Below are 1,691 nucleotides of genomic sequence, written 5' to 3'. Positions count from 1 at the left end.
ATATTTCGCAGCGCATTCATATAGTACAACACAGTAAATGGAATGAAGATGTTACATCACCTGCCAGTCTGGATTATGTGAAGAAAAACACTGATTATCAAAAAATACCCGATGGCAATCAGGTTGGGAATGGTACACCCGGATTTAGATCTTCCAAAATAACCAAATGGAAAGAGAAAATAAGCAATCCTAAATTAATTGAAACCTGGCAATTAGCAATTGATTTATCAAACAGATATAATGGGAAGGAGGGACGTTATCTTAATGAGGCAATTGCTGCGGGCGGATTAGACTTCTCAGACCTTTCTGAAGTTTGTTGGATTTTAGGGTTGCAGGACATAAAGGACACTGAACATTTTTTTGACCTTTATTCCAATTAAAAGCTTATGCGCTATTAGTTAAAGAATAGATAGACATCAATTATAAGAGATTATACTTCTTTTATGGAAATAGAATAAGTTATTAGTTTGTTGGGATTCGTAATTTATAATTTCCTTTTGGTGTTACCCCTAAATAATCGGTTTTCATTCGAATTTATTATCTTTCCGATGGGCTGCTAAAAGCACCTTAATTAATTGAACTACTGACATACAAACCATTGACCATCTCATAAATCTACCAAATGCATCAAAACATTCTTAAAACCTTTCTGTTTGCTTTACTATTTATCTCTTTAAGCACCTTCGCACAAAACAAAAACAACTCTTCTTCAGAAAGCGCTCCGCTGGACCCTTCTTTTTATGAAGGATTGGAATGGCGAAATATTGGCCCCAATCGCGGGGGTAGATCCTTAGGTTCTGCTGGTAGCCCTGGCAGGCCCAACGAATACTATTTTGGTGCTACCGGGGGAGGTTTATGGAAAACTACAGACGGGGGAAATGAATGGAAGGCAGTTACCGATGGACAAGTGACCAGTTCCTCTGTAGGAGCGGTAGCGATAGCCGAAACCAATCCTGATATTGTCTATATTGGGATGGGAGAAGTACAATTAAGAGGCAGTATCACTCAGGGCGACGGGGTATACAAAACTGTAGACGGTGGTAAAACCTGGCGACACCTGGGGCTTAAAGAAACTCAGGCAGTAGCCCGTATAAGAATTCACCCTATAAATCCAGACATCGTATATGTTGCCGCTCTGGGGCATCCTTATGGCGACAATGAAGAACGTGGTGTGTTTCGTTCTACCAATGGCGGAAATAGCTGGGAAAAAGTCTTGTATGCAGGTCCAAAAGCGGGTGCCGTAGACCTTATAATTGATCGAAATAACCCTAAAGTTTTATATGCCAGTACGTGGCAGGTATATCGCAAAGCATGGAAAATGTGGGGTGGCGGTGGCGAGAGTAAATTATGGAAATCCACAGATAGCGGGGATACCTGGACAGAACTTAGTTCTAATCCTGGGATGCCTGCGGGACCTATCGGAAAAATTGGGGTTACCGTTTCTCCGGTAGATTCCAACAGAGTATGGGCAATTGTAGAAGCTAATGAAGGTGGCGTTTTTAGATCTGAGGATGCCGGCCTAACCTGGGAACGCACTAATGACGAACGTAAACAGAGACAACGTGCCTTTTACTATTCCAGAATTTACGCTGATCCCTGGGATAAGGAAACGGTGTACTGCCTCAATACCGGGTTTTACAAATCTACGGATGGAGGAAAAACCTTTGATACCACTATTAAAGTGCCACATG

At 41.6% G+C, this 1,691-nt stretch carries 1 protein-coding gene and 1 pseudogene; both read left to right on the top strand.

Annotated elements, in window-relative coordinates:
* Positions 1-380 (top strand): annotated as a pseudogene (locus tag WBN20_RS15810) (hypothetical protein); the annotation flags it as partial.
* Positions 381-622: 242 nt separating this feature from the next.
* On the top strand, positions 623-1,691 hold a 1,069-nt coding region (locus tag WBN20_RS15805), incomplete at its 3' end, for a WD40/YVTN/BNR-like repeat-containing protein (RefSeq protein WP_424282375.1).

It is taken from the genome of Eudoraea sp. (genome assembly GCF_049665975.1).
Lineage (GTDB): Bacteria > Bacteroidota > Bacteroidia > Flavobacteriales > Flavobacteriaceae > Eudoraea.
Note: the sequence above shows the minus strand (reverse complement) of the source record. Positions and strands in the feature narration are given on the sequence as shown.